Origin of the sequence: Bacillus sp. UNC437CL72CviS29 (genome assembly GCF_000482345.1) — a bacterium.
Taxonomy (GTDB): Bacteria; Bacillota; Bacilli; order Bacillales; family Bacillaceae_G; genus Bacillus_A; species Bacillus_A arachidis.
This window is the reverse complement of sequence record NZ_AXVB01000031.1, coordinates 35,156-41,325: the sequence shown is the minus strand read 5'-3', so window position 1 is coordinate 41,325 and position 6,170 is coordinate 35,156. Positions and strand designations below refer to the sequence as shown.

Here is a 6,170-nt window from a genome sequence, read left to right as displayed (position 1 = left end):
AAGGTCAAGTAGACTACAACTAATATATTAGAGGAGAATCTACTATGACGAAAAATAAAAGAGAAAGAAGAACCTTTACAGCAGAATTTAAACACCAAATGGTTTAACTGTATCAAAATGGTAAACCAAGGAAAGACATCATTAAAGGATACGGACTAACACCATCATCATTGGATCGATGGATCAATCAAAATCATACGTCTGGCTCATTTAAAGAGAAAGACAATAAGACGGCTGAACAACTAGAATTGGAAGCGTTGAGAAAGCAAAACAAACAGCTTCTTATAGAAAATGATATTTTAAAGCAAGCGGCGCTGATACTAGGACGAAAGTAAAAGTAGTGAAGAATAACCTACATAAATACTCGATATCAGCAATGTGTGATGTCCTACAATTATCAAGAGCAACGTATTATTATGAGGCAAAACAAGCACAAGATACAGTAGATGAATTGTCACCACTCGTGAAAGAAATCTTCCGAGAGAGCCGTCAGAACTATGGAACACGAAAGATAAAAGTGGAATTGAAGAAGTTAGGATATGTGATTTCACGTCGCCGTATTGGACGAATCATGAAGGACCAAGGTTTAGTATCTCACTATACGATTGCACAATTTAAACCAAAGAAAGTTAGCTGTAATGAAGAAAAAATTTCAAACGAACTCGATCGTCAGTTCAATCAGAAAGAAGAACTGGCTGTAGTCGTAAGCGATTTAACATACGTCCGTGTGAACAAAAAGTGGAATTGCGTATGTTTATTAGTTGATCTCTTTAATCGAGAAATCATAGGACATAGTGTAGGCAAAAAGAAAGATGCCGAGCTTGTTTCGCAAGCTTTCGCAACGGTGAAAACAAACTTGAATCGGATTACCTTATTTCATACAGATCGAGGAAATGAGTTCAAAAACAAGCTGATTCACGATACGTTGGAGACCTTCAAAATTAAGCGTTCATTAAGTGCGAAAGGCTGCCCATACGATAATGCGGTAGCGGAAGCAACCTACAAAATCTTTAAAACAGAGTTCGTTCGGGGTCGTCATTTTACAAATTTAGAAGAGTTGATCTTAGAATTGGACGACTACGTAAACTGGTTTAACAATGTTAGAATCCATGGAACACTGGGCTATTTGAGTCCTGTTCAGTACAGGCAAGAACACCTTAAAAAAATTGTCTAGTTTCGTGTTGACATACCAGTTTTTTCGTTTTGGGGGTGTTTACTTTTCTTAAGTTGATGGATGTGTGGTGCTACCCCATGCCCATCAAGCTAAAGTTTTATTACACCCCAGAACGAAATTTTTGGGCTTTCTTGTGAAAAAGAGCTTATTTATCATTTTGGGGGTAACCTGTTTTCTTAGGTTGATGGCAATGTGGCTGTTCCCCATAAAGAAAAGGCACTCTTATGAGCACCTTTTCTAATTGTTTTTAGCAGAAGCAAGCAGCTCCAACGATGATTAATAATATGAAAAGTACAACGAGTAAAGCAAATCCTCCAGCAAAGCCACAGCCTCCACAACTACCACCAAAGCCCATAATACTTCCTCCTTTAAGTAAGAGGGAAAAAACATAGGAGTTCACATGTAACGGATTCGGTTTATTTTATGCTGTTACGAACTAATTGAGCAGGTCCTTTAATAAATAAAGAAAAGACACCATTAAGGTACCCTATTAACATAGTATTTGAAGGTGAGAGTTTTCTGTTGGAAAATGATTATTACTCTCCCAAAGAAGTGACTGTATAATTTTGAATTTTATTTATTTCAACGTAAAATCTTTTTTGTTTATTATTTTTATCATATCCTCTAACTGTAATAAAACCTCTGAGTTCTAACTGATGAATTTTGATATTAGTTACCACAGAATCTATATTTTCTTTTTTCTTAATATGTTCTATGGCAGCTTTAGCAGCTTGTTCTTTTTTAAATTACTAGAATAAGGGAATGCATTACAAATTAGCACACAAGCAGTCCCTTGCTATAATTATGTTATTTTATGTATTTAGTTGTTGGGAGTTTATTATAATTACCTTATTCTTTTCCCTAATGATCGATGATATAATTTTGAGTCTTATTTATTACAACATAATGTCTTTGTTGTTTATTATTTTTATCATATCCTGAGACTGTAATAAATCCTGCGAGTTCTAAATGTTCAATTTTGACATCAGTTACCATGAAATCTATATTCTCTTCTTTTTTTATGTGCTCTTTCGCAACTCCAGCAGCTTTTTCTTTCGTTGTATTTCTGTCTTGGATAGTTGATATAGTATAACCTGTTATTAAAACTATGAGTGCTAAAATTATAATGTTTTTCTTTTTGATTTATCCATATTTCACCTCCTGGAATTGCTTTATAATAATAACTATAAATCTTTTTTGGGGGGAGAGAAATTATGAGTACTTCGGTTAGTGATAAAATTTTGCGAAAATTAGCAGATGGTAGTTATATAGATGTCCCTACAGTTAGGGTGGAAATTGGAGAAGAATTTTTTCTTGTTTCGCAATCGGGCTAGATTGTGGAACAACATCGTAGAGAATGTAAAAGGTTTGTACTTTAGCTAAAGGGAGTTTAGTTGAGTAAAAGGAATAGATAAAGAGATGTCGAATTTATATACTTGTTGAAATTAAGGACTTGGAGGATACATTTTGAAGAAATATGAGTTTAAAAATAACATCCCAACATTGGAAGAATACAAGTATTTGTGCGAGTCCGTGGGATGGACTAATTATATGAATTTTGAAGTGGTGGAAACATCACTGAAGAATTCGATTCACTGCATCACTGTCAATGATAATGAACAAATTGTGGGAATGGGGAGAATTGTTGGTGATGGGGCTATCTATTTCTATATTCAAGATATAGTGGTTCATCCAGATTATCAGAAAAATGGTATTGGGAAGGAAATAATGAATATTTTGGTTGAGTACTTAAATCGAAATGCGCCTGATAAGGCGTTTGTCGGTTTGTTTGCATCACAAGGTAAAGAATCATTCTATGAAAAGTATGATTTTAAAGATTACTCACCAAACATGACGGGTATGTTTAATGTAATTTCAAAAAAATAAACATAATAGATTTTTAATTGTAGGAGAAGGCATCAATTAATAGTAAGAAATTGTCTTTTCATTATTAAGCTAAAGGGATGCTTATCTTCAATAAAATCTTCAGCAATCGGGCGCTATTGTTGAATAAAACTTAAATTTATATATGACTTTATTGTTATGTTTTTTAGTGTAGTGAAGTATCTTACATCAAAAATAAAGCAACTATATTTTTAACCCCGTCCTAAATTTAGAACGGGGTTATGCTTGTTTGAGATTTTTAAATCTTTTGCGATACGTTGGTTTTATCTTAACAAAAGGTGCTTTCATGTGCAGAAAATAATTTTTCAGTCTGCAACTATATTTTGACAGTCTAATACTTTTTTCTATAGTCTAAAACATTTTTTAATCAAACACTAATTTCATGTAAGTCTTTTAAAGGATACAAAACAACTGGTTACGGTATAAAAATAGTACTCTTACCAAGAGGGATTTTTTACTTCCACTTAGGAAAGCACTACACTACATTTGTAAAAAGATGTATGAATGGTGTTTTAAACCATACCACTAGTTAAAGAAAATACATATGTGGTGGACCTTTTGAGATAGATAAAATTATGTAAAAATGATAATAAGGAGGGCAAGAAAGTGTTTAATGATTTTAAGTTTGTAGAAAATCGTCCGGTTTATATCCAATTAAAGGATCATTTGAAAAAAATGATTATGAAAGGACAGCTATTGGAGCATCAGAAACTCCCATCTACCCGAGAACTCAGTAAATTATTATCGGTTAGCAGAACGACCGTTCTCACTACTTATGCAGATTTAGAACAAGAAGGTCTAATCTATGCAATAAAGGGAAAAGGGAATTTTGTAGGGAAAGTCGATGCATCCCAAACACCATCTATCGAAATCAACTGGAAAGAAAAGCTCAGTGAAGTTACGTTGCAAGCGGATGAATTAGATTTAATGAAGCACGGTGTTCGCTGGGAAAAAGGTATGATTTCATTCAATAGTATTGCCCCGGATGAAAAGCTTTTTGATGTCGAAAATTTTAAAAGGGCTTTTTTGACCAGGTTATCCGATGAAGGAGATATCATTTTGAACTACGGATATGCCAAAGGTTATAGACCCTTAATTCATTACCTTCTTCACTATATGGAAATGAAAGGGGTAGACATTTCCAACAAAGATATCCTCATTACGAATGGCTTCACTGAGGGTCTGGATATTTTATTGTCTTCCTTAGCTAAAAAATCCGGGCGTATTATTTGCGAAAACCCTACCCATCATACTGCATTAAAGCTTTTTCGATTACATGGATATGAAATCCACGGGATGGAGATGCAGGATGATGGTATCGATATTTGTCAAGTTGAGAAAAGTTTGTCCGAAACAGATTTTGATTTTGCATATCTAATTCCGTCCTACCATAACCCTACTGGGATTGTCACCTCCTCTGAAAAAAGGTCTAAAATCATGAACCTTTTTTCAAAATATCAAATTCCAATTGTTGAGGATGGATTTAATGAGGAGTTACGTTATTCAGGTTCACATTTAGCGCCGTTATTGACCTTTTCGGGACCCGGGAACAATGTTATCTATATTAGCAGTTTTTCAAAAATTCTTTTTCCGGGCTTACGTGTTGGATGGATATTAGCGGATAAGAAATTAATCCACTACTTAGAAAGTATGAAAAGAGCACGCAATATTCATACGTCCACATTGGATCAGGCAGTGCTTTATCAATATTTACATGATGGTTATTTCGAAAAATATTTAAAAAAGGCCAAGTCAATTTATAAGAAAAAATATGAACTAGCCCTTCATTCTTGTAATCAATACATTCCATTTAAAAGAATGACTGGAGATGGCGGACTTCATCTTTTTATAGAGTTAGAAAAAGAAATAAATGCTCGTATACTTTTGAAAAAGTGCTATCAAAAGGGAGTTGTTTTTTCTCCTGGAGATGTCTTTTATACAGATGGAGGCGGAAGTAATACGTTTCGATTAGGATTCTCTCGTTTAAAAGAAGAGGATATTTTCAATGGGATTAAGATAATTGGCGATACCTTGAAAAATGAAAATTAGGAGTTGGGAAAATGAGAGTTGGCGTTATTATGGGAGGAGTGTCCTCTGAAAAACAAGTGTCCCTTATGACAGGGGAAGAAATGATTGCACATTTGGATAAGAGTAAGTATGAAATAGTGCCTATTAAACTAAATGATAAAAAAGAGCTTGTTGAAAAGGGAAGAGATCTTGATATTGCATTGTTAGCACTTCATGGAGAATATGGGGAGGACGGTACGATTCAAGGTACATTGGAAACCCTTGGCGTTCCCTATACAGGAAGCGGCATGCTATCAAGTAGTATTTGTATGGATAAAAATATATCAAAAAAAATGATTCGTTATGAGGGCATTCAAACACCAGATTGGATTCATCTTTCAAATATGGAAGATCTGCAGCTTGATGAAATAGATAGAATGGGATATCCGTTAGTGGTCAAACCAAACTCAGGTGGTTCCAGTGTAGGGGTAAAGATTGTCTATGATAAGGATTCTTTACTTTCCTCTCTTGAGGATGTATTCAAATGGGATTCTGAAATAGTGATTGAAAAATATATAAAGGGCGAAGAAATTACATGTTCTATTTTGGACGGAAAGCTTTTACCAATCATTTCGATTCAACATACGGCTGAATTTTTTGATTATCATGCGAAATACGATGATATCGCTACGATTGAAGAGGTTGTAGAGCTTCCACTTGCAACATATGAACGTGTCGCTGTAGCTGCAATGACCTGCTATAGAGCATTAAAATGCAGTGTTTATGCTAGAGTGGATATGATGATAAAAGATGGAATCCCGTACGTTATGGAAGTGAATACATTGCCAGGGATGACCAAAAATAGCTTACTGCCTAAAAGCGCTCATGCGGCGGGAATATCCTATAACAAGCTATTGGATATAATTATCGAAACCTCCTTACAGGTTAGAAGGAGTGAAGGTTTCTAATGGTATTTTTTGTAAATAGGATGATGGTACAGTCAATTCACAAGTTGTACCAAAAATTCGTGTGAGAACATGTGAAATAATGTAAAGTTAATGTGTTTACACCTAGGAGGAATCAT

The 6,170-nt window shown here is 34.5% G+C and carries 5 protein-coding genes; 4 read left to right on the top strand and 1 reads right to left on the bottom strand.

Translation table 11 applies throughout. The features are described 5' to 3' along the window. Positions 1 to 107 precede the first annotated feature (107 nt). A protein-coding gene (locus M014_RS0119820) for an IS3 family transposase (RefSeq protein ID WP_231503981.1) occupies positions 108 to 1,174 on the top strand; the annotation gives its coding sequence in 2 pieces (ribosomal slippage) (positions 108 to 300 and positions 300 to 1,174; 1,068 coding nt in all). 247 nt (positions 1,175 to 1,421) lie between these two features. On the opposite strand, the gene M014_RS28710 is transcribed toward M014_RS0119820, so the two are convergent. Next, positions 1,422 to 1,529: a YjcZ family sporulation protein gene (locus M014_RS28710; RefSeq protein ID WP_000505670.1), complete on the bottom strand. Its 108-nt coding sequence runs from the start codon at positions 1,527 to 1,529 to the stop codon at positions 1,422 to 1,424. Positions 1,530 to 2,641: 1,112 nt separating this feature from the next. Between M014_RS28710 and M014_RS0119800 the strand changes: the two genes are divergently transcribed. From M014_RS0119800 to M014_RS0119790, 3 genes are all read left to right on the top strand, one after another. After that, a complete protein-coding gene (locus tag M014_RS0119800; protein ID WP_026593248.1) occupies positions 2,642 to 3,061 on the top strand; it encodes a GNAT family N-acetyltransferase in 420 nt (139 codons plus the stop codon). A gap of 624 nt (positions 3,062 to 3,685) precedes the next feature. After that, positions 3,686 to 5,128: a MocR-like pyridoxine biosynthesis transcription factor PdxR gene (gene pdxR, locus M014_RS0119795; protein WP_026593247.1), complete on the top strand. Its 1,443-nt coding sequence runs from the start codon at positions 3,686 to 3,688 to the stop codon at positions 5,126 to 5,128. 11 nt (positions 5,129 to 5,139) lie between these two features. Beyond that, positions 5,140 to 6,054, top strand: coding sequence for a D-alanine--D-alanine ligase (locus M014_RS0119790; protein ID WP_026593246.1), 915 nt, complete (start codon positions 5,140 to 5,142; stop codon positions 6,052 to 6,054). Positions 6,055 to 6,170: the final 116 nt, after the last annotated feature.